The sequence below is a fragment of the Streptomyces sp. NPDC001617 genome (assembly GCF_053596855.1).
The window spans coordinates 48,276-73,342 of record NZ_JBSFHA010000039.1 but is presented as its reverse complement, the minus strand read 5'-3'; the positions used below and the strand labels follow the sequence as shown (position 1 = coordinate 73,342).

Annotated in this window: 21 protein-coding genes and 2 pseudogenes; 7 read left to right on the top strand and 16 right to left on the bottom strand. The window is 69.0% G+C overall.

The genetic code is table 11. The features are described 5' to 3' along the window. Nucleotides 1–5 precede the first annotated feature (5 nt). From ACWC09_RS27550 to ACWC09_RS27500, 11 genes are all read right to left on the bottom strand, one after another. Nucleotides 6–1,007, bottom strand: coding sequence for a transketolase family protein (locus ACWC09_RS27550; RefSeq protein ID WP_450853416.1), 1,002 nt, complete (start codon nucleotides 1,005–1,007; stop codon nucleotides 6–8). Further along, a complete protein-coding gene (locus ACWC09_RS27545) occupies nucleotides 1,004–1,888 on the bottom strand; it encodes a 1-deoxy-D-xylulose-5-phosphate synthase N-terminal domain-containing protein (protein ID WP_450853415.1) in 885 nt (294 codons plus the stop codon). Before ACWC09_RS27545 ends, ACWC09_RS27550 begins: the two co-directional genes overlap by 4 nt. 84 nt (nucleotides 1,889–1,972) lie before the next feature. Then, complete coding sequence (locus tag ACWC09_RS27540; protein WP_450853414.1) at nucleotides 1,973–2,845, bottom strand: sugar-binding transcriptional regulator; 873 nt, start codon at nucleotides 2,843–2,845, stop codon at nucleotides 1,973–1,975. Nucleotides 2,846–2,898: 53 nt separating this feature from the next. After that, entirely contained in the window at nucleotides 2,899–3,672 is a 774-nt protein-coding gene (locus tag ACWC09_RS27535) for an amino acid ABC transporter ATP-binding protein (protein WP_450853413.1), read from the bottom strand. After that, complete coding sequence (locus tag ACWC09_RS27530; protein WP_450853412.1) at nucleotides 3,669–4,523, bottom strand: amino acid ABC transporter permease; 855 nt, start codon at nucleotides 4,521–4,523, stop codon at nucleotides 3,669–3,671. The genes ACWC09_RS27535 and ACWC09_RS27530 overlap by 4 nt, the downstream gene beginning before the upstream one ends. Beyond that, the gene (locus tag ACWC09_RS27525; RefSeq protein ID WP_450853411.1) at nucleotides 4,516–5,787 is read right to left on the bottom strand and encodes an amidohydrolase family protein; all 1,272 of its coding nucleotides are present in this window, start codon (nucleotides 5,785–5,787) and stop codon (nucleotides 4,516–4,518) included. Before ACWC09_RS27525 ends, ACWC09_RS27530 begins: the two co-directional genes overlap by 8 nt. Next, nucleotides 5,784–6,524 (bottom strand): nucleoside phosphorylase, encoded by a 741-nt coding sequence (locus tag ACWC09_RS27520; protein ID WP_450853410.1) that lies wholly within the window; start codon nucleotides 6,522–6,524, stop codon nucleotides 5,784–5,786. Before ACWC09_RS27520 ends, ACWC09_RS27525 begins: the two co-directional genes overlap by 4 nt. Then, nucleotides 6,521–7,528 carry a s-methyl-5-thioribose-1-phosphate isomerase gene (locus ACWC09_RS27515; RefSeq protein WP_450853409.1) on the bottom strand — a complete coding sequence of 336 codons (1,008 nt, stop codon included), beginning with the start codon at nucleotides 7,526–7,528 and terminating at the stop codon, nucleotides 6,521–6,523. Before ACWC09_RS27515 ends, ACWC09_RS27520 begins: the two co-directional genes overlap by 4 nt. Then, nucleotides 7,525–8,397, bottom strand: a complete 873-nt coding sequence (locus tag ACWC09_RS27510; RefSeq protein ID WP_450853407.1) for an ABC transporter substrate-binding protein — start codon at nucleotides 8,395–8,397, stop codon at nucleotides 7,525–7,527. The genes ACWC09_RS27515 and ACWC09_RS27510 overlap by 4 nt, the downstream gene beginning before the upstream one ends. Before the next feature lie 740 nt (nucleotides 8,398–9,137). Beyond that, nucleotides 9,138–9,419, bottom strand: a complete 282-nt coding sequence (locus ACWC09_RS27505; RefSeq protein WP_450853405.1) for a hypothetical protein — start codon at nucleotides 9,417–9,419, stop codon at nucleotides 9,138–9,140. Between the two features lie 23 nt (nucleotides 9,420–9,442). After that, nucleotides 9,443–10,345 (bottom strand): LysR substrate-binding domain-containing protein, encoded by a 903-nt coding sequence (locus ACWC09_RS27500; protein WP_450853403.1) that lies wholly within the window; start codon nucleotides 10,343–10,345, stop codon nucleotides 9,443–9,445. A gap of 110 nt (nucleotides 10,346–10,455) precedes the next feature. On the opposite strand from ACWC09_RS27500, the gene ACWC09_RS27495 reads away from it, so the two are divergent. Genes ACWC09_RS27495 through ACWC09_RS27485 form a run of 3 tightly spaced genes read left to right on the top strand, consistent with a single transcriptional unit; the run spans nucleotide 10,456 to nucleotide 13,344 of the window. Beyond that, the gene (locus ACWC09_RS27495) at nucleotides 10,456–11,649 is read left to right on the top strand and encodes a four-carbon acid sugar kinase family protein (RefSeq protein ID WP_450853402.1); all 1,194 of its coding nucleotides are present in this window, start codon (nucleotides 10,456–10,458) and stop codon (nucleotides 11,647–11,649) included. Next, the gene (gene pdxA / locus ACWC09_RS27490; protein ID WP_450853400.1) at nucleotides 11,646–12,635 is read left to right on the top strand and encodes a 4-hydroxythreonine-4-phosphate dehydrogenase PdxA; all 990 of its coding nucleotides are present in this window, start codon (nucleotides 11,646–11,648) and stop codon (nucleotides 12,633–12,635) included. The genes ACWC09_RS27495 and pdxA overlap by 4 nt, the downstream gene beginning before the upstream one ends. Before the next feature lie 46 nt (nucleotides 12,636–12,681). Continuing rightward, a complete protein-coding gene (locus ACWC09_RS27485; protein ID WP_450853399.1) occupies nucleotides 12,682–13,344 on the top strand; it encodes a HisA/HisF-related TIM barrel protein in 663 nt (220 codons plus the stop codon). 134 nt (nucleotides 13,345–13,478) lie between these two features. On the opposite strand, the gene ACWC09_RS27480 is transcribed toward ACWC09_RS27485, so the two are convergent. After that, nucleotides 13,479–13,802, bottom strand: a complete 324-nt coding sequence (locus tag ACWC09_RS27480) for a Tn3 family transposase (protein WP_450853397.1) — start codon at nucleotides 13,800–13,802, stop codon at nucleotides 13,479–13,481. A gap of 502 nt (nucleotides 13,803–14,304) precedes the next feature. Here ACWC09_RS27480 and ACWC09_RS27475 point away from each other — a divergent pair. Next, entirely contained in the window at nucleotides 14,305–15,153 is an 849-nt protein-coding gene (locus ACWC09_RS27475; protein WP_450853395.1) for an SAM hydroxide adenosyltransferase, read from the top strand. 194 nt (nucleotides 15,154–15,347) lie between these two features. On the opposite strand, the gene ACWC09_RS27470 is transcribed toward ACWC09_RS27475, so the two are convergent. Then, nucleotides 15,348–18,272, bottom strand: a complete 2,925-nt coding sequence (locus tag ACWC09_RS27470; RefSeq protein WP_450853394.1) for a helix-turn-helix transcriptional regulator — start codon at nucleotides 18,270–18,272, stop codon at nucleotides 15,348–15,350. Between the two features lie 1,014 nt (nucleotides 18,273–19,286). On the opposite strand from ACWC09_RS27470, the gene ACWC09_RS27465 reads away from it, so the two are divergent. Then, nucleotides 19,287–21,122 carry a BTAD domain-containing putative transcriptional regulator gene (locus ACWC09_RS27465; RefSeq protein ID WP_450853393.1) on the top strand — a complete coding sequence of 612 codons (1,836 nt, stop codon included), beginning with the start codon at nucleotides 19,287–19,289 and terminating at the stop codon, nucleotides 21,120–21,122. Between the two features lie 293 nt (nucleotides 21,123–21,415). Here the strand turns inward: ACWC09_RS27465 and ACWC09_RS27460 are convergent. Next, nucleotides 21,416–21,745: pseudogene (locus tag ACWC09_RS27460) on the bottom strand (transposase family protein); the annotation flags it as partial. A gap of 53 nt (nucleotides 21,746–21,798) precedes the next feature. Here ACWC09_RS27460 and ACWC09_RS27455 point away from each other — a divergent pair. Then, nucleotides 21,799–21,972: a hypothetical protein gene (locus ACWC09_RS27455; RefSeq protein ID WP_450853446.1), complete on the top strand. Its 174-nt coding sequence runs from the start codon at nucleotides 21,799–21,801 to the stop codon at nucleotides 21,970–21,972. Between the two features lie 70 nt (nucleotides 21,973–22,042). Further along, a complete protein-coding gene (locus ACWC09_RS27450) occupies nucleotides 22,043–22,168 on the top strand; it encodes a hypothetical protein (RefSeq protein WP_450853444.1) in 126 nt (41 codons plus the stop codon). A gap of 131 nt (nucleotides 22,169–22,299) precedes the next feature. Here ACWC09_RS27450 and ACWC09_RS27445 read toward each other — a convergent pair. Both ACWC09_RS27445 and lanKC read right to left on the bottom strand, forming a co-directional pair. Next, nucleotides 22,300–22,410, bottom strand: a pseudogene (locus tag ACWC09_RS27445) (JmjC domain-containing protein); the annotation flags it as partial. 75 nt (nucleotides 22,411–22,485) lie between these two features. Then, nucleotides 22,486–25,044: a class III lanthionine synthetase LanKC gene (gene lanKC, locus ACWC09_RS27440; RefSeq protein ID WP_450853392.1), complete on the bottom strand. Its 2,559-nt coding sequence runs from the start codon at nucleotides 25,042–25,044 to the stop codon at nucleotides 22,486–22,488. Nucleotides 25,045–25,067: the final 23 nt, after the last annotated feature.

Below are 25,067 nucleotides of genomic sequence, written 5' to 3'. Positions count from 1 at the left end.
TGACATCAGAGGGCCTCCGCCTTCGCCGAGCTGTGCATCGCGACAAAGCGTTCCGCGCCGAGCGTTCCGACCTGCAGGTCCCGGCCGACCAGGGTGGCGATCGCGTCGACCAACGCCTGCGCGTCCAGGCCGTGCTCTCGCATCAGATGCCCCTTGGTGGCGCCGTGCGCGTAGGTGTCGCGCAGGCCCAGCCGTACCAGCCGCTGACCGGACCCGGTCTCGGCCAGGTGTTCGGCGAGCGCGGATCCGATCCCGCCGACTATCGAGTGGTTCTCCATGGAGACCACCCCGTACCGGGCGCCTGTGAGCGCCTCGAATAGCTGCGGGTCACCGAACGGCTTGAGCGTGGACAGGTGGACATGGGTGACGGACACGCCCGCCTCGCGTAGGGCCGGCACGGCGCGCAGCGCCTCCTCGGTCGCCGCCCCCGAGGTGACGACGGTGACGTCCTGGCCACGCGACAGGATCCGGGACACCCCGAGGCGCATCGGGGTGTCGAAGAGCCGCGGCACCTCACCGCGGAGCATCCGCACGTAGACCGGTCCCTCGACGGCATCGGCCACGTCGAGGACGCTTTCCACCTCGGTGGCGTCGGCGGTCTCCAGGATCGTCATGTTCGGGGTGGCCCGCATGATCGCGACGTCCTCGATCGCCTGGTGGGTGACGCCGCCGGGGGTGAGCAGGCCGGGCAGGAACCCGATCAGGCGCACCGGCAGGTTCGGGTAGGCGATGGACATGGCCACCTGGTCGTAGGGGCGCCGGTACAGGAACACCGCGAAGGTGTGGACGAACGGCCGGAATCCCTCCCGGGCCAGCCCGGCTGCGAAGCCCATCATGTTCTGCTCGGCCATGCCCATGGAGAAGAACCGGTCCGGGTAGGTGTCCCGCCACAGGCCCACCTCGCAGGAGTTGGTCAGATCCGCTGCCAGCACCACCACCTCGGGTTTGTCCGCGGCCCACGAGATGAAGTTCGCCACGTGCGGCCGGTTCACTGTCTGCGTGCTCATCCGGTCAGCTCCTTGAACGCCTGGGTGTAACGGTCCTTCTCCGCCGCGGACGCGAACCGGAGGTAGTGCAGCAGGGGCGCGCGCTCGGCGAGGAGCGGGACCCCGCGTGCCGGGTCGGTCCTGGCGACGACGAACAACGGCCGGCCGGCGGCCGGGGCACAGGCTGCGGTGAGTGCGGCCGGGTCGTGGCCGTCGACCTCCCGTGCCAGGCCGCCGAACGCGGTGATCCGCGCGGCCAGCGGCTCGGTCTGCATGACCGTGTCCATCGCCCCGTCACACTGCTGGCCGTTGGCATCCACGACCACGGTCACGTTGTCGAGACCGTGAAAGGCGAGGGCCGCGATCGCCTCCCAGGTCTGCCCTTCCTGGAACTCGCCGTCGCTCATGAACACCCATACCCGGCCGCGTTCCCCGCGGACGCGGCGGGCCAGCGCGACGCCGCCGGCCACGCTCAGTGCCTGGGCGAGCGATCCCGTGGTGGTGGCGAATCCCGGCGAGTGCTCCGCGCCGATCATCTCCATGGTGGTCCCGTCCACGTTGAACTGCTCCAGGGCGCCCTCGCCCAGCCGGCCCACCTCGATCAGTGCCGCGTAGAGCACAAGCGCGTAGTGGGCCGGGGAGAAGACGAAGCGGTCCCGGTCGGGTTCGGGAGCACCGTGGTAGGCCTCGCCGGTGGTCGTCGGCCGGCCCGGTCCCGGGGTGCCGGTGAACGGCCCGGGATCCAGCGGGGCGGTCGAGGGTCCGAGGTTCAGCAGTCGTCCGTAGAGGGTGGCCAGCAGCTCGGCCGCGGAGCAGGCCTGCGAGAGGTATCCGCCGTTGTGGGCCAGCGTGTGCTGGAAGACCCGGCGCCGTATGCCGGTGGCTATTCGTTCTACGTCCATGCAACTCTCCCTGCACTTAGTTGTTCTGTGGGCACGAATGTGCATCACGGGGTGTGCGGAGGCGCGGTCCAGGAGACCGGTACCTCAGTGCAACAGGCCGTGCGCGAGTTCGGCGCTGACCACCACGTGGTCGACGTATCCGGCGGCGATCACGGCGCGCAGCACCGGCAGTTGTTCGGGCTCGGAGGCCAGGCAGTAGACCCGGCCGGCCGCCTTCAACTGCGCGGGAGACAGCCCCACCGTGGCGAAGTGGCTGTTGGCGACCTGGGCACCGGAGGCGTCCAGGAAATGTCCGAGCAGATCCCCGACCGCTCCACGCGCCCGAAGGTCCTCCATCGCCGCCTGGTCCGGCAGCGCCGTTCCGACCAGCGCGTTGGAGGCGTCCGCGGGGCCGACCGAGACGAACACCGCGTCCGCCGCCGCGGCCCGCCCGAGACCGGCCTGGACCGTTGGCTGGGCCAGCAGTTCGGCTGCCAGGCGCGGTGTCGCGTATCCCGGGGCCGGTACGGGGACCAGGTCCGCGCCCGTCGCGACCGCCAGGATCCTGCTCGCGTCGCCGGCTGCGCTGCCCTCCCACAGGACGTGCCCGACCGCGTCGACCACGGCCGTGCCCGGCGAGGCGGTGACCCGCGCCGCCGACACCATCGCGACGACCGTACGTCCCCAGCCGACCGCGACCGTGACCGGTCGGGAGCTCAGGAGCTCCTCCACTATGCGGCAGCCCGCCCGGGCCACCATGAGGCGTGAATCGGCTCCGACCGCGACGGTCGCGCCGCGCAGCCCGAGCTCCACCATCAACTGCCGTTCCAGGTGCAGTGCTGGCGGCAACGGTTCCGTGATGCGGATCTCCACGATGCCGGACTCCAGGCACTCCCGGAGTGCCCGGCTGATCGTGGAGCGGTGCACCCCCAGCTCCTTGGCGATCTCGGCCTGGTCCTGACCCTGTTCGTAGTACATCCAAGCGACCCTGACCAGCAGGTCCCGCCGACTCGCGTCCACTGCGCTCCTGATCACATCCGGCCCGCGTTGATCACTCGTTGCAGGAAGCGTTGGGTTCGAGGATCCTGCGGCGACTCGAAGATCGCCTCGGCGGAGCCCCGTTCCAGGATTGCCCCGCGTTCGAGGAAGCAGACCTGGTCGGCGACCTGTCGGGCGAAGCTCATTTCATGCGTGGCCAGGATCATAGTCATCCCGGTCTCCTTGAGGTCCCGGACGACATCGAGGACCTCCCCGACCAGCTCCGGGTCCAGCGCCGAGGTGACCTCGTCGAACAGCATCACCTCGGGTTCGCATACCAACGCCCGTGCAATCGCGACTCGTTGCTGCTGACCGCCAGAGAGACGGTCGGGGAAGTCGGCTGCCTTGGCGCCCAGCCCCAGCCGCTCCAGCAGGTCGATCGCTCGCTCATGAGCCTGCGCCGCGGAAAGCCCGTGCACCCTGCGCGGCGCCAACGCGACATTGTCGAGCACTGTCATGTGAGGGAACAGGTTGAACGACTGGAAGACGATGCCGATCCTGCGCCGTACCTCGTCCAGGCGCACGGCCGGATCGGTCAACTCCGTGTCCCCCAAGTAGATACGCCCGTCGTCGACCCGTTCGAGCTGGTTCACGCAGCGCAGCAGGGTCGACTTGCCCGACCCCGACGCGCCGATGAGACAGACCAGTTCGTGCCGACGGACCTCCAGGTCCACCCGTTGCAGGACCACGTTGGCGCCGTAGGACTTGCGTACCCCCTCCAGCCGTACGAGAGGGGCGTCAGCCGATGTCTTCGCGGATGTGCTCATGCGCCACGCTCACGGAGGGTCTTTGCCGCCAGGTAGTCGGTGAAACGTGCCAGCGGGATGGTCAACAGGATGAACAGCGCGGCGGCCGGCAGATAGGAGGAGTAGTTGAAGGTGGAAGCGGAGTAGATCTGGGCCTGCCGAAGTGCTTCCAGCGGTCCGAGTACGGCCACCAGCGCGGTGTCCTTCTGCAGCGACACGAAGTCGTTCAGCAGTGGCGGCACCACCCGCCGGACCGCCTGCGGCAGGATCACGAACCGCAGGGTCTGGACCTGGGTCAGCCCCAGTGACCGGGCCGAGGCGTGCTGCGAGGGATGGATCGATTCGATCCCGGAGCGGAACACCTCCGCCACGTAGGCCCCGTACGACAGGACGAGCGCGATCGTGCCCAGTACGACGGGGTCGGACGGAACACCCTGCAACTGCAGAGCGGGCAGCCCGAACCCGATCACGAAGATGACCAGGATCGTGGGCACGCCGCGGAACACGTCCACGTACAGCACCGCCAGAGCACGCAACGGGAACAGCGCCGGGGAGCGGATCCCGCGGACGACGGACACGGCCAGTCCCACCAGCAGGATGATCGGCTCGGCGATGAGGAACATGCGCACGTTGAGCCAGAAACCCCGCAGGACGTCGGGGACCGACCCGGTCAGGTCGGACCAGGAGAGGAAGGTCTCCCGGACCCGCGGCCAGCCGGGCGAACTGACGACGACTGCGACAACCACGACCAGCAGGATCAACGTGGACACCGCTGCCAGCGAGGTGTCGCGACGGCGACGACGGCGCTGGTCCAGCTCACGGCCCAGTTGGACGTCGCTCTTGGTGTAGGTCTCAAGGGCAAGATCAAGCATGGCATCGTATCCTTTCGCTGATGAGGGCTTCGTCGGCCGCGGTGAGCCTTCCGTCCTCGATCCTGAGCACCCCGTCGACCAGCACATGGCGCACATCGGCGCGGCCCAGGGCGTACACGATCGCGGCGCAGGGGTCGTACATCGGCTGCGCGGCGACATGGTCCGCGGCCATCACCACCAGATCGGCCCGCTTCCCCGTCTCGATCGAGCCGAGTTCGGCTCCCAGGCCGAGCGCCCGGGCGCCGTCGATGGTGGCCATCCGGACCACCCGCGCGGCGGGCAGCACGGTGGCGTCGCCCAGGCGGCCCTTGTGTATCAGTGCCGCCAGCCGCATCGCCGACCACAGGTCGAGGTCGTTGGAGGAAGCGGCACCGTCGGTGCCGAGCGTCACCCTCGCCCCCTGCGCGATCAGGTCCGGTACCGGAGCGAAGCCCGAGCCGAGCTTGAGGTTGGACGCGGGGCAATGCGCCACCGCCGCGCCCGACTCGGCGATCCGCCGCTGCTCGGATGCGGTGAGGATGACCCCGTGGGCCAGGACCGTCTCCGGTCGCAACAGGCCGGCCTCGTCCAGCACCTCGATGGGTGACCTGCCATACCGGGCGCGCACCTCCTCGACCTCGGCCCGGTTCTCCGCCGCGTGGACGTGAACCAACGCGCCATACTGGTCGGCGAGTTCGCGCACGGCCCGCAGCTGCCCGGGGTCGAGGGTGTACGTGGAGTGCGGGCACAGGCATGCCCTTTGCCCGGGCCGGGCGGCGAGCCAACGGGCCGCCGCGTCAAGGTCGAGATGACACCCGGGCAGGTCGAACAGCGCCGGGCCGGTGATCAGCCGCAGTCCCAGCCCGGTTGCCACCTCCAGGGCGACCTCCGGGTGGAAGTACATGTCCAATGCGGTGGTCACCCCGCAACGCAGGCTCTCCGCCGCACCGGCTGCGGCGCCGATGCCGATGCTCTCCGGAGAGATCCGTTCGGCTTCCAGTTCCCACACCCTTGCCAGGAAGCCCTGCAGGTCGAGATCGTCTGCGGAGCCCCGGAACAGTGTCATCGCGAGGTGTGTATGGGTGTTGACCAGTCCGGGAAGTACGATGCCGCCGCCCGCGTCGATGACGCGGTCGGCCTGCCAGGTCCGGCTGAGCACCTCGGCCGGACCGACCGCTGCGATCCGGTCCTCGCTCACGGCAATCGCCCCGTCCGGCACGACGGTGTCGGCGGCGTCGACGGTCACCACGGCGGCGTGGGTGATCAGCAGATCGCAGTGCCTCACAGCGCGACCAGTGCGTCGAGTGCCACCACGGCGGCCAGTTCGATCGCGTCGGCGACGGCGACGGTGTGCGGATCGTAGGGCTGTTCGTCGGCGCTCACGCCGTCTATGACGAACAGGCCCCCCGACCGGCAGCCCCGGGAGGCGGCCAGCACCAGGAGCGCCGACAGCTCCATCTCGATCGCGGCCACGCCCGAGGCGGCGTAAGCCTCGGTCGCGAACGGGACCCGCCCGGGGTAGAGCAGCGCCCGGGTCCACACCGGGGACCTGTGCACATCGCGACCGTGCGCCTTTGCGGAGGCGGACAGTGCCAGCACCACCTCCGGCGTGCAGTACGCCGGGTAGGAGAGGGGAAGGTACTGGTCGGACACCCCGTCCTCGCGGATCGCGGCCTCCGCCACCAGCAGATCGCCGGCCTTGAGCGCGGCGGTCATCGCACCGGCTGTCCCGAGCCGGACCACGGTGCGCACACCGGCGTCCATCAGTTCCTGGAAGCAGCAGACCGCACCGGGTCCCCCGACTCCGTGCGAGGCCACCACGACCCGGCGGCCCTTCCAGTCGCCCTGGAATGTGAGGTACTCCCGGTTCTCACCGATCTTCTCGGCGTCCTTCAGGAGTTCACAGATCCGTGCCGCCCGGGCCGGGTCGCCGACGACGAGCGCGTGTGCTGGCAGTCCGGTCGCCGGGATGCGGGTGACGGGCAGAGTGGTGGGCTGCGGGGTGCCGTTCAGCCGGGTCATGTCGCGGTTCCGTAGTAGGAGGCCAGGTCGTAGGGCGAGAAGACGCCGCGGTCGGTGACGACGGCGCCCACGAGCTTGGGCGGGGTGACGTCGAAGGCCGGGTAGTAGCCCTTCACCCGGTGTGACGCGGTCCTGGTGCCCAGCGTGTGGAGCACCTCGTCGCCGTCGCGGTCCTCCAGTGCGACATAGGAGGGATCGGGGGCCTCGCGGTCGGGCTGCTGTACCAGCGGGTAGTAGGGGATGCCGAAGGAGTGCGCGCTCAGGGCCAGTTGCAGGGTCCCCACCTTGTTGATCACATGGCCGTCCAGGGTGACCCGGTCCGCGGCGGTGAGGAACTTGGTCACCAGGCCCCGCACCATCACATGGGCGCCCATCCCATCGGTGATCACCGTCGTCGGCACGCCCAGCTCCGCGAGGCTCTCGGCGGTCAGCCGGGCACCCTGCAGATAGGGGCGGGTCTCGGTGCAGAACGCGGCGATGCGCTTGCCCTGCCGGAGGACCGCGGCGACGGTCTCGGTCAGGTAAGACTCCGCCCAGCAGTGAGTGAGGATCGTGTCGCCGTCCTCGATCAGGTTCGCGGCGTACTCACCCATCGTGCGGCTGCGCGCCAGATAGGCATCGCCCTCGCGCAGGACGGCCCGCTCCAGAGCCGGGCCGAGCGCCTCTCCGGCCGGAGCTGCTGCCTCGGCTGCGGGCAGCACCGCGCGGATCATCAGCCGGATCAGGTTGTTGGTGGGGCGGGTCGCGATCAGCCGGGCCGCGGCGGTTCGCACGTGGTCCAGGCCCGTTCCGGCGCGGTCGGCCTCCCGTCCGGCCAGCACCAGTCCGGCGCCGGCGGCGAAGTAGGGGCCGCTGGACTGGGTGACCATGTCCTCGATCGCGACGGCGACGTCCTCGTGATTCGTGCAGTGCACCCAGCGCCGTTCGAACGGGAAGCAACGGCGGTCCAGAATGTCCACTCCGGTCGCGCCGATGAGGACGTTCTGCTCGATCAGTGTGGTCACTGGGCCAGCCTCGGAGCTCCGGCGGACTGGGCCAGCCACTCGTCCTGGATCTTCGCCAGCTCCCCGGTCGACTTCAGCCGTCCCAGCGCCTGGTTCACACAGCCGGTCAGCGAGCTGCCCTTCTGCAGCAGCATCCCGAACTGTTCGGGCTTGGCGGCGTAGTGGAACTGACCGACGATCACCGCGTTGTGGATGACCGCGCTGGACAGGTAGAACGCGGTCGGCAGGTCGGCGACGATCCCGTCCACCTGGTGGTTCTGGAGTGCGTTCTTGCCGTCGTTGGTGTCGTTGTAGACCATCGCCTCGACGGACGGCTTGATCACCGACTGGATGGCCGTGAGGCTGGTGGTGCCGACCTGGGCGCCGAGCTTGGCGTGTGCGAGGTCCGTGACGCTCTTGGCCTTGGCGATCGAGGAGCCCTTGAGGGCGATGACGGCCTGGTCGACGGTGTAGTAACCGTCGCTGAAGTCCACCGCCTTCTTCCGGGCCGGGGTGATCGAGATCTGGTTGATGTCGAAGTCGAAGGTCTTGGTCCCCGGCGCGTACGAGTTGTTGAACGGAACCGTGGTCCAGTGCACCTGCGACCGGGTGAAGCCGAGTTGCTCGGCGACCGCGTAGGCCACGGCGCTTTCGTAGCCCTTCCCGTTCGAGGGATCCCCGCCCGAGAACCACGGTTCGTAGGCGGGCTTGTCCGTCCCCACAGTCAGTTGGCCCGCGTGGACCAGTCGCAGCTCCTTGACCGCACACGAGGCGGAGGCCGACGAAGATGTGGGGGCGGTCGCCTGCGGAGCGCAGCCGGCGCTCAATGCGAGCGCGGCTGCGACGAGTATGAAGCGGCGGAGCACAGTGAACCTCCCAGGTGTGCACATATGTGCAGGGGATGCATTTTGGTGCGCGATGGGATGACGGTAGGGGGTCCGGCGTCTCTGGACAAGCGGCGAAATCCGATTTAATTGGTGATTTCATCTGGCCGTTACATGAGATGGAACCTGTCAACCGTGATGACGCGGGATGTGGTTGTGTCAGGACGGGGGCCGCGATTCACCACGTCACGCTGCCATTTGGGACCGACGTGTCGCGATCGAAAGCGTCTGCCGCCACGGCCACCTGGGCCAGGCCCGCGAACACATGGGCCAGGACAGGGAGTCGGCTGCCCACACCAACGCCGCCCGCCTGCCCCGACTCCCCCGCCGGCCGGCCAGAGGCCCGATCCGTCAGATACCGATGCTGACCGGCCGCTGGCCGGGGCGATCCCGCTGGAGCTGTCGCACCACCAGGCTGCGCCGCTGGTCACAGCCTGACCGGCGGCCGAATTCACGACGAACGGGAGCCGGGCATGACGACCGAGACACACCTCGCCGAGACATGCTGTTCGAGGTGGGAGGGCAGCCGGGATGCGCCGGAAACGTGCCGTAGGCCGCTGTGATCAACCCCGACGGCGGGCGGCGGGGTCGCCCTCAGCGACGTGCCCGGCGATGTCGTCGACTCCGGGGCGAGCGTAGCGTTCCAGGGGCCGTACGGAGGCGTGGCGGGAGCGGGCCAGTAGCATCGGCGTGGACGTTCCGTTCTCCGCATCATGTGTCAACACACTGTGTGAGCCGGTGGAGTGTCAGCCGTCGAGGTTCTCGATGTCCTCCCGGGAGGCGAGCGGGTTGACCAGCAGCCGGGTGTTCTCCTCGAAGATCTCCTCAGCCCGGCGGTAGGAGAACGGGGCCCGGCAGGTCTCCGGGCATACGTCGAGCGCCGGCGTTCCGGCCGAGGCCTTGCGGTCGGTGAGGAACAGCGGGCCTCGGGTGCGGCGGGCGCTCAGCCGGGGCAGGAACTGGGCGGTGCCGGACTGCCAGTGAATCCGGCATTTACTACGGCAGCAACCAGACTGGACGCCAAGCAACGAAGGTCCGATAAGCCCAGCGGTCACACCGGTTCGGAATCGTTTTCGAGCTGGCTCGTCTCGGCCCGCAGCCATGCCGTCAACTGGCGGACGCGTCCGTCTTGCTCGGGTGAATGACGGCTGAGGAGGTGGTAGCTGGTGCCGTCGGGGACGAAACCGAAGGGTGCGACGAGTTGCCCTCGCTCTAGGTCGTCACGGACGACGGCATACGGGGCGATTGCGACCCCGACGCCGGCCACGGCAGCCTGGAGGGTCAGGTAGAAGTGCTCCAGGGTCTGCTGGGAGGCGGGCTCTGCTTTCATGCCGGTGACACGTCGCCAGTCGTCCCACGCCTGCGGTCGTGTGTCGGTGTGCAGAAGGGCTACCTGCGATACGCCGGCGGCGCCGGTCAGACGGGTCGCGAGATCGGGCCGACAGACGGGTCCGATCCGCTCTGCGAACAAGCGGGTCCGGCTCGCCTCTTCGGGGAACGGGAAGTCGTCTCGGCGGATCGCGAGGTCGATGTTGTCCCGCTCGAAGTAGACAGGGCCGCCGCCTGCGGACAGGTGGACGGCGACGTCCGGCACGTTCACGGCCAGATCGGGGAGCCGGGGAATGAGCCATCGCATCAGGAGTGTGGGCTCACACGAGAGGGTGAGCGGTCCTGCGGGTTTGCGGTGTGAGATCTGCCGGGCTGCCGCATCGATCTGATCGAGCGCGTCCCGGACGATGGCCGCCAGCTGGCGAGCCTGCGGAGTCGGGCGCAGGCCGCGTGTCTGTCGCTCGAACAGTGACATTCCAAGGGACCGTTCCAGGTTCTGGACCTGTCGGCTCACCGCGCCGTGCGTGACATGCAGTTCCTGCGCCGCCGCGGTCATGCTCGCGTGCCGGACGGTCGCTTCGAAGGGCAGCAGCGTATTCATAGGAGGAAGGGCCGACCATCGCATGAGTGAATTGTACTCACACGTCTTGTGAGAATGAATCGTTTGTACTGCCCTTTCATCTGCACGACTATTGATCTGGTCACAGATAAGGGTAGCTAACGGAGAGGTGGGGCATGACATTCCGCAACGACGTGCGGCAGGGTATCGCCATCCTGGCGGATGACCTCACCAGCGCAGGGGACGGTGCCGCGCCGTTCCGCCGGGTCGGCCACGACGCCCGGATCCTGCTCGCTACCCCGGCAGCGGTGCCGCGGCACGCCACGGGCGTGACCGCGGTCGACCTTGGGAGCCGAGTACTGGACGAGGAGGTCGCCGCCATGCGTACGCGGCGGGCGGCACACCTGTTCGGTGGCTCCGAGTTGCTCGTCAAAACGGTGGATTCCACCCTGCGCGGTCATGTGGCGGCAGAGGTCCGAGCTGCGTGGGCGGGATCGCGGAGACGGACCGTCGTCATCGCTCCGGCCTTCCCCGCGGAGGGCAGAGTGACGGTAGAAGGTGTCCAGTACGTGCGGGACGTACCGGTCCACGAGAGCGACTATGCCCGCGACCCAGTACACCCCGTGCGGTGCTCGGATCTCACGACGCTGTTCCCGGAGGCCATTCTCGTCGGGCCGGGCCGGGCGGCCGAACTGCCCAAACTGATCGGGAACGGTGACCTGATCGTCTATTCCGCCGCCGAAGACGGCGACCTCGACCGTCTGGTGGCAGCAGTGCCGCAGCTCGACGAAGTGTTGTGGGTCGGCTCCCCAGGTCTGGCGGCCGCCCTGGCCCGAAGGTGTGCACGCTCTACCGGCAGCGCTGCATCACCGCCCGCCCCGGCCCGACGCCCACTGATCGTGGTCGGCAGCACCAACCCGGCGACCCGACGGCAGTTGGTCAAGCTACGCACCAGGGTGGACGTCCAGGGTGTCACCGTCAGCGTCGATCCGGCCCCGGCCGTGGAGACGCTGCGAGGCCTGACGGCCCCCATCCTCACCCTGCAGACACCCGATGAACGCCACACGCCACAGACCGCACAAGTACTCGCCCGCTCTCAGGCAGCAGTCGTCAAGGCGCTGACCGAAGACCACACGGTCGACGCACTCGTCATCACGGGGGGAGAAACGGCCACCACCGTGCTCCAGCCCCTCGGTGCCACCGGCATCGACCTGCTCGACGAACCCGAACCCGGCGTCGTCCGCGGATCTCTGATCGGCCGACTCCCCCTCCCCGTCCTGATCAAGGCGGGCGGCTTCGGGGACGACGCCATGCTCCTGCGCTTGTGCCACCTCATCCGACATCCCCTCGACCCAGGAGAGCATGCATGACCCCGATCGCCATCACCATGGGCGACCCCTGTGGAATCGGCCCCGAGATCACCCTCAAAGCGTGCGCCGATTCCCGGCGCACCGTGCCCGTCGTCGTCATCGGCGACATGGACGTCCTCGCCCGCGCCAACAAGATCGCCGACACCCACCTCGCGATCCGCCCCATCTCATCAGTCGACCAGGCGAAGTTCGCACCCGGCACGGTGGACGTCCTTGCCGAGGACGGTCTTCCGGCCGACCTGCCCTGGGGCACACTCGACGCCCGGGCCGGAGCGGCGTCCTTCCAGTACGTCCGCCGCGGTATCCGGCTCGCGATGGCCCACGAGATACGGGCTCTGGTGACCGCGCCGATCAACAAGGAAGCACTGCGCATGTCCGGCGTCCCCTACCCCGGGCACACCGAGATCCTCGCCGACCTGTCCGGCACCACGGACTACGCGATGATGATGGCCACCGACGAACTGCGGATCGTCCTGGTCACCGTGCACCAGTCCCTCCGCACCGCAATCGACGCGATAACCACAGCCCGCGAACTCGACATCATCCGCCTCACCCACCGCACACTCCAGCGCAGCGGCCTGCCCACCCCCCGCATCGCCGTCGCCGGCCTCAACCCCCACGCAGGGGAGAACGGCCTTTTCGGCCGGGAGGACCTGGACATCATCACCCCCGCCATCCAGACCGCGCAGAGCGAAGGCATCCAGGCCAGCGGACCCTGGCCCGCCGACACCGTCTTCATGCGAGCCCGCACCGGAGCCTTCGACGCCGTGGTCGCCCAGTACCACGACCAGGGCCTCATCCCCGTCAAGTACCTCGGGATCGAACACGGCGTCAACATCACCATCGGCCTGCCCTTCATCCGCACCAGCGTGGACCACGGCACCGCCTTCGACATCGCAGGTCTCGGCACGGCCGACCACACCAGCCTGCTCACCGCCCTGACGCACGCCGACCGCCTGTCCTCAGGGGCACCGGACCGCCCCTGACCCGCCGACGCACATCAACCCCCGGAACACAAAGCCGAAGGACACCATGGACTTCATCTTCATGCTCACCCGCGACGACCGCACCGTCACCGACTGCCTCGAGGTCCTCGACACCATCGAGGACCTCGGCATCACCCATATCGGATTCAAAGACATCGGTGTTGACCCCGACACCCTCGCCCAGCTCCACACGCGCATCAAGGACATGGGCGCCACCACCTACCTCGAAGTCGTCAGCACCCACCGGGAGCAGGCCCTTGCCTCGGTACGGACGGCCACCGAACTCGGCGTCGACTGGCTGATGGGCGGCACCTGGATCGAGGAGACCCTCAGCGTCCTTCAGGGCACGTCCATCGGTTACCTGCCCTTCGCGGGAGAACCCCTGGGGCACCCCACCCGCCTCGCCGGCACCCCGGAACGCATCGCCGACGACTGCCGACGAGCGGAGGCCGCCGGTTGCGCCGGCGTCGACCTCCTCGCGTACCGCGCCACTGATGCCGACCCTCTCGACCTGGTCCGCGCCGCCCGCGCCGCCACCACCGGCCGCCTGGTCGTCGCCGGCTCCATCACCAGCACAGACCAGATACAGGCGCTCGCATCAGCCGGAGCCGACGCCTTCACCATCGGATCCGCCGCTTTCGGCGGCTCCCTGCAGCCCCACGCCGGCACCCTCCGATCTCAACTGGCCCCCGTGGTGGGTCCTTATTAGCGAGAGCCGCCCCCGGGAAGGCGGTGCGGAGCGCCCCGCGCGTGCGGGAGCGATCACCGCTTCGCCGTCCGGGATGAAGCGGCATACACCGGTGCACGAGGACCGGGCAAGGTCACGGGCGGGGGGAGGTCGAGTCACGCGGCCATCCGCAGCCACCCCACCGCCTCGTTCTCAGGCGGCTCCATGTCCAGGTGCCAGGTCCCGAAGCGCCGGGTCTTGCTCGTGATGTACGGGGTGACGGTGGCCAGATCAACCGGGTCCACCTCCCACCCCTCGTCGATGAGGTCGTTGGCCACCTTCGTGATGTCCACCGCGGTATGAAAAATGAGGCAGTTCGCCAGCAACTCGTTGAACTTGATGGTCTTCTCCTGGTGGTCCGGGTCGTTGTCCTCGAGCACGTCGGAGGCGAACATCAGCCAGTTGCTGAACTTGCGAAACGCCTCGACCTTTTTCGTCATCGACTGGATCGCAAACACATGACCAGGGAAGAAGTTATCCAGGCACCTCGCCGCGAGTCAGCAGAAGAACCCACGAACGGGTGACCCGCCGGTGGGCCAGAGAGTCTCAGATCACCACCGATCTGACGGCCTACAGCACGTTTCCGGCGTATTCCAGTTCTGCCTACCAGGTTGACCTCGAGCCCGGCCGGCGGCGCCCGGGAAGGCGACGTTGGAACCGCGATGCGACCTCCCGCTGTCGCCGTCTGCGGGCCTGGCACCGCGGCGCACCCCGCGACGCGCCCACTCCGCAGGGCCACGGGCTTGGACGGCTGGACAGGCGGCGTCCGATCGGTGCTACATTGCGCCCCATGCCGCACACCACCACGCTCGCCATGATGCGAATGATGCCCCGGACTTCGGAGGCGCTTCGCTAGCGAAGCCGTGCGCGCGAGACGCGACGGACCCTCCGAAACGGAGGGTCCGTTTTTTGTTGTCCACGAACAGAAGGCCAAGACCCGCCATGTCCCATCCAGCCGTCATCTCCCTCACCGACTGCGCCGACCCCAACGCACTGGCCCGCCAGTCCGCCCGGATCGCCGCCCTCTTCGGCGCCACCCCTACCATCCTCCCTCTGGGCGGACCGGACCCGGATGGGGCCGCCGCCCTGACGCTGCTCGACGTGCTGCGCGCCACCGACCTGGTGGGCGGGCCGACATACCCGGTGGTCGTACTGGTCAACATCGCGCCCAGGGACGGACATTGGCCCAACGGGGCGCCGTTCTGCTACTTCCGTTACCGGGGTCACCTGGTCATCAGCACGTTGAACCACCGCGTCCTCGCTCCGTTGTCGACCTACCTGGGCGTGGCGGAAGTGCGGGTCACCGACGTGAGCGAGGTGTTGGAGACCGCTGCCGCGCAGTGGGCGAAGTTGGACCCGTCAGAAGTCGACGAGATCGAGCGAACCCAGTTCCGCAGCCTCTGGTACGTGCCACTGCTGGCCCGCTGGCTGGTGGACGAGCACCCGGTTCCCGGACAACCGCACCCGCTGCCGAAGCCCGCACCGGAAGCGACGGCCCAAGCGGTGCGGGTCGCCGTGGTGGACAACTTCGGCAACTGCAAGCTCGATCGGCCTGCCGCCGCCCTTCCCGGCTACGACGGTGCGGCCGGGCTGCCCGTCCTCAACCGCCGAGACGGCCGGAGCATCCCGGTGCCCTACTACGACCGGCTGCCCGATGTCCCGCTCGGCGAGCCGGGGATCACCGTTGGCAGTTCGGGTGTGGGTTTCGCCGAACTGGTGGTGCGCGGCGGCTCAGCAGCAGCACTGTTCGGTCTGGGCCAGGGCGACCAGCTGATGCATCACACTGACTGACCTGCCAAGCCCCCTGTTGCGCCTCGGCCGCCCGAAGCATGGCGTGAGTTGCCCCGCCCCGCGGCCCTCGGGCGCTGGGTGGCCGACGGCGGAAGCGACCTGGTGCTCAGGCAGCGCACGGCGGGCTCCAGGTGAACACGTCCCGCTCAGATGACTCCGAGGAGTCCGTACTTCAGCGCACACCAAGCGCTGTATCAAGCGCGCCGGGATTTCGGGTCGCTGTTACGGATCACGATGGAGGCCAGTGCGGCCCTGGAGGTCGCTCCGGACTTGCGGTAGATACTGGCGATGTGGGATTCGATGGTGCGCGGGCTGAGGTGGAGCTTGGTGGCGATCGCCTGACTGCGGAGACCTTCCGCGACCAGGCCGGCGACCTCTCGTTCGCGGGTGGTCAGCATGGCGAGTTCGTCGGCCGGCTCCGGCCGGACGGCGAAGACTGCCGGGCCTATGCGTTCAGCCAAGCCGACCAGCAGGCGTGTGCCCCCTTCCGAGGCCAGGCGGTATCCCCGGTGCCACATCATGGCAGCGTCGGCGGCGTCGCCTGCGGCCCTTTTGTTCGCGGACGCGAGAAGCAAGGACTGCGCCTCTCTGAGTGTCGCCCCGGACCGGGCGCTCAGCTCCGCGGCCTCGGCGAACAGCCGAGCGGCCTCGGCGGACTCGCCGTGGTGAGCGGCGACCTGGGCGAGACCACGCAGCGCCGCTGAGCGCTGAGCGCGCAGCCCCAGCTGCGCCGCTTCCTTGTGCGCGAGCTCGGCCCAGTGTGCGGCGTCTTCCGGTTTGCCGGTGGCAAGCGCGGCATTGGTGAGCAGTTCCAGATAGCCAGGACGCACCGTGGGCTGCAAGTGGCGCACGTCACTGTCACCACCGCCGCGCAACAGGATGTCTACCGCCCGGTGCGGATCGCCGGCGTCGAACGCCGCGTGGGCGAGCGCACAAGCCGCCAGACTCGCCCACCAACTGTCGCTGTTGCAGACCGCCACCGCCTCCTCGGCCACAGACAGCGCGGCCCGACGACCCGGAGGACGGGCCTCAATCAGGACGTGGGTCTGGAAGGCCAGGATGAAGGCAAGGAGGTCCCTGCAACAGCCCAGTGACCGCGCGATCGACTCCGCCTGCTCGGCGAGTTCCAGTGCCGTGGTGATCCGGCAGGTATCGAAGTGGATGTGCGCCTGCACCGTCAGGAAGTGCGGCAGGAGGGAGACCTGGCCGGTGCGCCGGGCGATCTCCAGCCCACGCTCCAGGTGGCCTTCGGCGTCGTTGTAACTCTCCAGGAACACCTCGGTCCAGCCCAGTACGCACAGGTATTCACACAGCTCGGCAAGGTCGGTGTCGGTCAGTGCGTCCATCAGTTCGGCCGCCGACCTGGCGAAACTGCGGGCCCTGACCATGTCGCCCTCGTAGGCCTCTCCCAGGGCGATCAGCGTCAGGGCGCCGGTCTCGCCGATCTCGTCGCCGAGGGAGCGCGCGGTCGCCAGGACCTCGGCCATGTCCGCCCGGACCTCCGGGAAGCGGGTAGTGGCGATCGCGCAGGAACACAGTTCGAGGCCGAGTCTGACGGTCTGCGCCGGCGATGGCCCGGGACTGCGGTCCAATTCGCGGCGGAGCAGCGCTTCGGCCTCCCGATGGTGTCCGAGTTTGCGTTCCATCCGGACGCCCAGCATGACCGCGGAGGTACGGATGTCCTCATAGCCGTCCGCCTCCGGCATGTCCATCACCTGGTGCAGCAGGTCCCGGCTCTCCTTCAGCCCACCGCTCATGCCGAGCGCGCGGGCCCTGAGCAGCATCAACTCACCACGTTTCGCCAGGTGTTCACGGCTGTCCGGCAGAATCCGCAGCACGACCTGGAGCCAGTGGGCGGAGGTGGCCGGGGCGATCGCGACGGTCTGCTCTGCGGCGGCGATGAGGATGGCAGCCGCCTGCTGGTCCCAGCTGCTCACTGACTGTTCGACATGGTGCGCCTGCTGCACGACGGAAGCGCCGGCCCCGGCGAGTTCGGCCGCTGCCCGGCGGTGCAGCTCGTCGCGTCGCCAGGGTTCGATGCCTTCGTGGACCAGCGCCCGGATCAGCGGGTGACGCAGTGCCAGCCGCCGCCCATCGTGTCCCCGCCGTACCAGGTCGCGCACCGTCAGCCCGCGCAGGGCCTCGATGACGTCCTGGGGGGTGGAGTCGGTGAGGGAGCCGAGCATCGCGGGTGTGGTGTCCTCCCCGAGGACGGCCGCGGCCTCCACGATCCGGCGTTCCAGCGGGCTCAGCGGCGCGAGTTCGTCGAGCAGCAACGCTCCCAGTCCGATGGGCGAACCGTCCAGTTCGCCGACCATTGCGGGGATTACCGCCTGGGAGGGCTCCATCCCCGGGCGTGTCCCGCGGTGGGCCTTGAGGAGCGCAAGGAAGTACAGCGGGTTGCCGTCGCTCGCCTCGTACAGCTGGGCCGCCAGCGACGGCGGAAGGTCGCCGGCCAGCTCCTCGACGCAGTCGCGTTCAGGGAGGGGCCCCAGGCCGATCCGCAGCACAGTCCCGGCGTCGACGCCACGGGTGAGTGCGGCGCTGAGGGCCGCAGGAGCCTGCCGGTCCCGGCGTGAGACAACGAGCAGGAACGGCGCCGGTACAGGGTGACGGACAAGGTGGTCCACCAGTTCCAGCGACGCCGGATCCGCCCAGTGCAGGTCCTCCAGCATCATCACGAGCCCCGCCCCGCCCAGCCGGCCCAGCGCGGCCGCCGTGGCCTGGTACAGGCCGAAACGGTCGGCGGTGCCCAGCCCGGCCGGGGCTTCGCCGGCACCATGCAGTACCGGAGACAACTCCGCAAGCCCGGGGAAGCGGCGCTCTGTCACCGGGTCAAGGTCGGCGAAGGCATCGGCGAACGGCCGGAACGGGCTATGCCGTTCGTACTCCGTGGCCCGCCCCCGCAGCACCGTCAGCCCGTGCCCGCGGGCCCGAGCACCGAACTCCGCCACGAGCCGGCTCTTGCCAATCCCCGCCTCACCCGTGACGTCGACGACCGCTGGACCCCCCTGCCCCAGCTTTTCCAGCACCGAACTCAACCGGCCGAGCTCCACGCCCCTGCCGACGAACGGCGCCCTGCCGGTCGGTTCCTCCGTCTGGCCATTCTGGTCAACCACGAGGATCTCCCCTCCGACGCCGGAGCGCAGTCACAGCCGCAGGCGGCTGATTCGTCCGGGGATCAACCCCCAGACGGAACGCACAGGTTCCAGTTCGTGTAGGGCTTTTGTACAACATGCCACTGCCAGTCGCTCCTCTGGGTACTGGCGCTGGTGTCAGTCTCGCCGTTCGCGGAGGGGCTCACCGACCGGCAGGCCGTGCGGGTGGTGCGTTCGCGTCCACGAACCGGAAGCAGGTGATCGAAAAACCTCTTCGGCAAAAGGCGCTTCACCAGCGACTGACCATCACACCGTCATCTGCCCTGGAGGCAAACGAAGCACTGCCTGATCGAGAGACCACCAACGACTGGGGCACCCTGTGCCCCAGGTCGAGTCCCCGATAGTGCGGCCCGTGCGATCCGCGGGCATCACACAGCAACTTACCCCTCGGCCGCGCACTCACCTTCCGCCCCGAGCCGAACTCGAGATCCTGATCGCGCCTCACCGGGACACGCTCGGCGGCAACCAGCACGCCTCTCCACTCAGTCCGAACGGCCACGGCCAACAGATGCAGAGAGCTGCTGTGGGCTGTCGAGCCGTTGCCCCGTCCACCGCCAGGCCGCTTTGCCCGAGCCGGGCGAGCACTCGCCCGACGCAGCAACAGGACCGAGACGGTTGCGGGGCCGCCTCCGCCGACAGGTCGGATGTGGGGGTTTCCCCAATGTTAGGGATCACCATCCACGGCACAGTCGTCTCCGGACTGACGGCTTCTGGCGGTGCGTAAGTCCCGCCGCAAATACCTCCGTCGCCTCCCGTCCAGTAACACAGGAGCGCACGTGTACGTCCCCGTGATGGGCCCCACCAAAGTGACCGCCCGGGACTCCGGCGTCGAGACGGCATCGGGTGACCGCGCCCGGCGGGTCGGCGAGCCCCCAGGTGAACACTCAGGAGACTGCGCCCGAGTCAGCGAAGCGGGACGGCACCCCGGGGATGCCGAGGTCGACGGAGTGTACGACGAAGCGGAGGCCGATCAGCATGAGTGACCTGCCCGACCTCGGACCGCGTCCGGAGGCTGTGCGCTTCACCGTTCTGGGGCCCCTCTCCGCCCGGGCACGGGGGCACGCGCTCCAGCTCGGCCCTCTCAAACAGCGATTGGTTCTCGCCATGCTGTTGTGCCGCCCCAACGCGCTGGTCTCGGTCGACCTGCTGACTGAGGCGGTATGGGTCGACGAGCCTCCGAGAACAGCACGCAAGAACCTTCAGGTGTACATCTCTGCACTGCGCAAGACACTGGCCGAGGCCGGTGTCGGGGATCGACTCATCAGCCGCACGGGAGGCTATCTGCTCCAGTTGGCCGACTCCGAACTGGACTCTCTGGAACTGCAGGCGCTTGCGCGGGCCGGTCGCACGGCGGCCGACGACGGCGACACCGAACTCGCAGCCCGGCTGCTCAGCCGGGCGAGGCACCTGTGGACCGGTCCCCCGCTGCCCGAGCTGGCCTGCTCGGAACCAGTCCAGGACGAGGCCGCACGGCTGACGACTCGCTATCTGGCCGTCTGCGAGGACTGGTCCGAGGTCGCACTGGAGGCCGGCCAGACCCGTGAGGTGGCGGAGTTCGTGAGCGTCCTGGTCGAGGAGCACCCGCTTCGGGAACGACTACGGTCCGCGCAGCTGACGGCCCTGTACCGCTCGGGACGCCGGGCCGAGGCTCTGTCGGCGTATGACGAGCTCCGGCAGCGCCTCTCCCGGGACCTGGGTCTGTCGCCGAGCCCGGTGCTGGAGTCGGTGTACCGCTCGGTCCTCGCTGAGGAAGGGGGAGGCCCTGGGCGACCGCACGCCGACGAAGTCATGCGCCGCGGTGCGCCTGTCGCGCTTCCCCCCGACATCGCCGACTTCACCGGCCGCAACGACCCATTGAAGGAGTTGCTTGAGATGGCGGCTCCCGGTGGCACATTGACCCTCGTCATCGGGACGGCCGGTGTAGGGAAGACCGCGCTGTCCGACCGTGCCGCACACCGGCTGGCGGACGAGTTCCCCGGCGGACGGATCCGTGTGAGTCTCCGGGAGAAGGACGGATCGCCTCGGTCTCCGACGGCTCTGACGGCCGAGCTGCTACCGTACACGAACCCGGCCGGGTCGTTGCCCGCGGATCCCGCCCACGCCGCCGCGCTATGGCGTGCCTGGCTGGCGGGACGCAAGGTCCTGCTCCTGCTCGACGACGCACCCGACGAGGCCAGCGTCCGGCCGCTGCTGCCCGACACCGGCCCAAGCGCCGCCATCGTCACCGCCCGCACCCAGCTGGCCGGGCTCGCCCCGGCCCATCGGATACACCTGTCGCCGTACTCCACCGCCGAGGCCCTGGAGCTGCTGGGCCGGCTCATCGGCCCGGGCCGAATGCTCTGTGACCGGTCGGCAGCCGAGCAAATCGTCGCAGCCTGCGGAATGCTGCCACTCGCGGTCCGGGCTGCGGGCCTCAAGCTGGCCATGCTGCGCCACCTGCCGCTCGGTGAATACGCCGCCCGGCTGACCGACCCCCGGAGGGTACTTGACGAATTGGCCGTGGGCGACATCGACGTGGGATCCCATATGTCCGACGCATGGCGGCAGCTGGACGAGTCGCGCCGTTCCACGCTACGGCGCCTGGCGACGCTGCCCATGTCGAGGACGTTCACCGTGGAGGAGGCCGCAGTGGCCCTCGGGTGCGAACAGGACCAGGCTCAGCGGGAGCTGGAGCTGATGATCGAGCACGGCGTCGTCGTCTCACCCTCCAGCGAGGTCACCGCCCACACGGCGACCTACTCCCTTCCCCATCTCACCCACCTCTTCGCCCGCGAGGCGACCTCCGACGACCTCGTGTCCCGTCAGCCGTAGCACGGAGTCGTCGCCGATCGGGCTGTGACGCAGTGCGGTCGGCTTCACGCCGCCTGTCGGCCGTCCGGACGGGATGCGGACCAAGTCTGGCCGCTCCAAAAGCCGCGCGCACAGGGGCCGACGCCGCATGCTCCTTGCTCTGACCGTGCGGTACTTCACCCACCATCTGTGATCCCGACCCGCGAGCGCTCGGCCGACCGGCGCGGAGCGCTTACGGCTCCACGCCCGTGTGAAGTGGCTGAGGTTCGGCACCTTCAGCCGAGGCCGAATGGAAGCAGCTCACTGAACCTCTTTCATCCTGAATAGTCGCAGGTGAGGAGGGTGTGGATGGCTTGGACGGCAGTGCCGATACGCCGCGTTCAACATCGGGCTCGCCGTAGTAGTCGCCAGGACTTCAGCTGTGCGAAGGCGCGTTCGCCGGGAGCCCGCAGCCGGGCGTGGTCACGGTTGAACTGCTGGTAGTGCTCGGGCTGTTCGTGGTGGTCGTAGTAGGGGGTGCGGACGGTTGCGCCGGCACCCTGGTAGGCCCGGTCGGCGAGGACGAGGATCTGCCGGGTCAGGCACGATTGGATGATGCCGTGGGCGCGGGCCACGGTGAGGTCGTGGGTACGTACCGGTGTCGCGCTGGGGCTGTCGGGCTGGCGGTGGCCTCTCCGGGTGGCTATACCGTGGCTGGGTGAACAACCCCTGCTTGGACGCGATCAAGATTCCGCGTTCGACCAGCCGCTTCAGCTTCAGCCGGACGTTGTTGACGTTGCTGGGCGCGATCTCCAGATCCATCGCCTCGCAGTCCGCCCGTGCCCACAGCGGGGCGTCGGCCGCGGCGAACACCGCCATGATCTGCCGGTAGGCCGGATGGTCCGGCAGCTTCGCGGCCGGGGCGTCGGCGGGGACGGATCAGGCAGCGCCAGCAGGGTCTTGTGGGTGATGCGCACCTCCTCGGCGACCCGGTCGAACTCCTCCAGTTGCGCGGCGAGTTCCGCGCTTGGTGCCCGCGTGACCTCGGCCTGCGCGATCTCACGCTCAATGAGCAGGCTTTGCAGTGACGTGTACAGGTGTTGGGCGCTGACCGCGTGAATGAAGATAGTGAGGTGGGCTGACGGCCCAGGAGCAGCGGAGCATCATCGGTCACCGCACCGGTCTGCCATTCGCCGTCCGCCGGGCACCCATGCACACGCCATTGCTTGCTGCCGCTCAGCTGAAGGACGAAGGCGTCTGCATCATCCCTGTGGAGGGTGAGCCCCTGTGTGTGAGGGCGTGTCACGAAGAGGGCAGCATCCGTGTCCACGAGCACGCTTGCTTCCGAATCCGTCCTATGCCCGTATAGCCGAAGCTCGACCGCCGCTGACGGCCCCGGGGACCGTCAGCCGATGCCAACCGGGAGCAGCGCACCAAGATCGCCCTTGCCCTCGAACACTGTGTGCAGGGCGAGCAGGATGCCCGCCGAGCCGGTCGCGAGGTCGGCGGACAACCGCGTCAGCCCCTTCCCGGGGAAGTACAGGCCGCTGGCCTTGGGTACTGCGTGCCAGGAAAGCCTGCGGATCGATCCGAGCACCTGCTCCTCCTGACCGGGTTCGCCGAGCAGGCCCAGGATCGCGATCAGCCCGGCCCGGCCGTGGAAGAGCCCCGGCTCACGGACGAACTCGGAGGCGCAGATGGGACGGACGGCCGCCGCTAGCGCGGTGAGGGCAGGATCTTCGGCGTGGGTCAGGTACTCCCGCGCGACGAGCGCCATTCCACCGCTGCCGCCCTCCAGGTAGGCCAGGTGGCGGTGGCCGTACTTCGCCTGGACCGTGCCGTCGGGCATGGTGACGCAATGCCCGAGGTCCCAATCCAGGGCGTCCCGCGCCGCCGTCAAATACCGCTGCTCCCCGGTGATGCGGTGAAGCCGCAGGTGGAGCAGGGCGGGACCGCTGAAGCCGTCCAAGAATCCGGCGGTGGACGGCATCCGCAGGCCATCCTGGTCCCCCTCGCGGAGCAGGGTGTCCAGTCGCCGGGCGGTCTGCACGGCCTCGTCGAGCAGTTCCGCGTCGCGGTTACGTTCGGCGAAGTCGCAGAGGCTAAGCGCCACCCCCGCCTGCCCGCCGAAGAGGCCGGGCCGCACCGGATCGCCGGCCGTGCGGGCCAGCCACAGCACCTCAAGTGCCTCATCGTGGCGGCCGAGTTCCTCCAGTACCACGGCGGCGCCGTGCAGTCCGTCGTAGAGCCCGGAGCCCTGCTGGTGGCGAGCGCGCCGCGCCGAGTCCACCAGCCAGGCGACGTACTCCGCGGGGACCGCCGTGCCCGCCCGGTGCAGAGCAAGCAGTACGCCCGCCGCGCCATGGGCGAGGGTGTGACCGCCGGTGTCGAAGACCTCCCAGTGGGCCGGGAACAGCCGGTCGACGCGATCCGGGGTCGCGCAGGCGTGGATGCCCGCGACCAGCTGATCGCGTACCGCGGGCCAGTCGAAGGGCAGGCGGTCGAAGAGGTCGTCAGCTTCGTAGGTCGGCCGAGGGACGGTGCCAACGGCCCCCCGGCCCTTGATAACCGGCCGGCGCGGGCCCTCAGTGGGGGGCAGCCGGAAGTGTTCCCGCACCGCGGCTTCGAGCACCGCGGCCTTGGCCGGATCGAGGTCGATCATCTCTGTCAGCAAAATCAGCGTGGACAGCCAGGTCGCCCACAGGCCGTACGCGTCGGCTTCGGCACCCGTCGCCCCGGCAGGGGCCGTGAAACCGGCGGCGCCGACCCTCGGGAGGTCGGGCGCGTCCAGTGCGGCAGCATACTCGAAGTCCACCAGCACGACGGAGTCGTCGGGCCGCACGATGATGTTGCGAGGGTGCACGTCCCGAAAGCACACGCCTCGTTCATGGATTGCGTCCAGGGCCGCGGCCAGGTGGCCGGTCACGGTCGCGACCCAGCTCGCGTACGCGTGGACGGCCGTTTCGGAGCTGTCTCTGCCAGGGAGCGGGTAGCGGCCGATCGTGGCTTCCAGGAGTGTCGGCCCCTCGATGTACTCCTCGATGAGGAAGTGGTGCTCCCAGACGGTACGCAATCCGTAGAGGCGGGGCACGCACTCGAGTCCCTGGAGCGTCAGGAGTGCGCGGTACTCGTTGTGCAGGCGCTCCACCCCGTCGACGCGGGCGCCGTCCAGTCCGCTGAACGGCCGTGCTTCCCGCAGGACGACCTGCTGGCCGGTCTCGCGGTGCTCGGCGCGGTAGATGCCGCCCGCGTTGGAGAAGTGCAGGGCCTCGCGGATGATGTAGGGGAAGCTGTCGTCGCGCGCCTCCCGCCGGGCGGCGACATACGGTTCCAGGACGGGCGGCAGCTTCACCCACTCGGGTACGTGGAAGACCGGTGCCCGCACATCGGGGACGAGTTCTCCGGAGGGGGTGAGAAGCGCCGGTACGGGGACGCCGTTCTTGTCCGGGCACCGCTGATCAACGAAGGCCCCGTAACGGACGTATACCGGTCCGCGGCCGATCCGCAGGTCACTGAGGATGTACGGGCCGGGGAGGCCGTCCAGGGCGGCGACCAGCTCGCCCAGCAGCTCATCCAGTTGGGTGTCGTCCGCCGGATACACGGTGACGAACTTTCCGCTGCTGCCCCGCGGCATGTTCTTGCCGGACATCATCTGCAGCGCCTGTCTGCTGCGCAGGAACTTGAACGGCACGGCGCGGGCCACGCAGATGGCGGCTGCCCGGTCGAGGGTCAGCTCCGTGGTATGCGGGGTCGCCGACAGATGGATCTTCCAGCCCTGGCCAGTCGGCGGAGCGTCGGCGGGGGTCAGCACCACCCACAGCCCCGTGGTGGAGCGACGCCAGCCCTGCGGGATCTCGCCGAGAACCAGCGGGAAACGCGTGGCGTGGTCATCCAGTCGGGCGGGGGTCTCGAAGTACAGGGGGTCAGCGGTGCCGTAGATCAGCGCTTCGCGAGGATCTGCCATGGTGGCCTCTCTCCGGTAAGGGT

Coding starts and splice junctions, on each gene's coding strand:
- ACWC09_RS27495 (WP_450853402.1), top strand. CDS start 10,456: ATGACATTCCGCAACGACGTGCGGCAGGGTATCGCCATCCTGGCGGAT.
- ACWC09_RS27545 (WP_450853415.1), bottom strand. CDS start 1,888: ATGGACGTAGAACGAATAGCCACCGGCATACGGCGCCGGGTCTTCCAG.
- ACWC09_RS27540 (WP_450853414.1), bottom strand. CDS start 2,845: ATGTACTACGAACAGGGTCAGGACCAGGCCGAGATCGCCAAGGAGCTG.
- ACWC09_RS27485 (WP_450853399.1), top strand. CDS start 12,682: ATGGACTTCATCTTCATGCTCACCCGCGACGACCGCACCGTCACCGAC.
- lanKC (WP_450853392.1), bottom strand. CDS start 25,044: ATGGCAGATCCTCGCGAAGCGCTGATCTACGGCACCGCTGACCCCCTG.
- ACWC09_RS27465 (WP_450853393.1), top strand. CDS start 19,287: ATGAGTGACCTGCCCGACCTCGGACCGCGTCCGGAGGCTGTGCGCTTC.
- ACWC09_RS27550 (WP_450853416.1), bottom strand. CDS start 1,007: ATGAGCACGCAGACAGTGAACCGGCCGCACGTGGCGAACTTCATCTCG.
- ACWC09_RS27535 (WP_450853413.1), bottom strand. CDS start 3,672: ATGAGCACATCCGCGAAGACATCGGCTGACGCCCCTCTCGTACGGCTG.
- ACWC09_RS27530 (WP_450853412.1), bottom strand. CDS start 4,523: ATGCTTGATCTTGCCCTTGAGACCTACACCAAGAGCGACGTCCAACTG.
- ACWC09_RS27500 (WP_450853403.1), bottom strand. CDS start 10,345: ATGCGATGGTCGGCCCTTCCTCCTATGAATACGCTGCTGCCCTTCGAA.
- ACWC09_RS27510 (WP_450853407.1), bottom strand. CDS start 8,397: ATGTGCACACCTGGGAGGTTCACTGTGCTCCGCCGCTTCATACTCGTC.
- pdxA (WP_450853400.1), top strand. CDS start 11,646: ATGACCCCGATCGCCATCACCATGGGCGACCCCTGTGGAATCGGCCCC.
- ACWC09_RS27520 (WP_450853410.1), bottom strand. CDS start 6,524: ATGACCCGGCTGAACGGCACCCCGCAGCCCACCACTCTGCCCGTCACC.
- ACWC09_RS27480 (WP_450853397.1), bottom strand. CDS start 13,802: ATGACGAAAAAGGTCGAGGCGTTTCGCAAGTTCAGCAACTGGCTGATG.
- ACWC09_RS27475 (WP_450853395.1), top strand. CDS start 14,305: ATGTCCCATCCAGCCGTCATCTCCCTCACCGACTGCGCCGACCCCAAC.